Consider the following 329-nt stretch of genomic DNA (forward strand, 5'->3'; position numbering starts at 1 on the left):
GCGGGTGCGGTGGAGCTGCTGACCGAGGCGCGTTCGTGGGACAGCGGTGACCGTCCGCGTCGGGCGGCTGTGTCGTCCTTCGGGGTGAGCGGGACGAACGCGCACGTGATCATCGAGCAGGGTCCGGTGGTGGAGCCGGAGGTTGCTGACGCTGTCGAGTTGCCGGTGATGCCGTGGCTGGTCTCGGCCAAGACTCCGGAGGCGCTGCGGGGGCAGGCTTCCCGGCTGGCCTCGTGGGTGGAGGAGCGGCCTGAGCTGGATTCGGCCGGTGTCGCCTGGACGCTGGCGAGTGGTCGTACGGTGCTGGAGCAGCGCGCGGTGGTGGTGGG

Annotated in this window: 1 protein-coding gene; it reads left to right on the forward strand. The window is 71.4% G+C overall.

Annotated features, from left to right (window positions below):
* Positions 1–329: ketoacyl-synthetase C-terminal extension domain-containing protein (locus tag ACSC1Q_RS43205; protein WP_436764547.1), on the forward strand; the 329-nt coding region annotated here is incomplete at both ends.

The sequence above is a fragment of the Streptosporangium heterodermiicola genome, from assembly GCF_051390675.1.
Lineage (GTDB): Bacteria > Actinomycetota > Actinomycetes > Streptosporangiales > Streptosporangiaceae > Streptosporangium.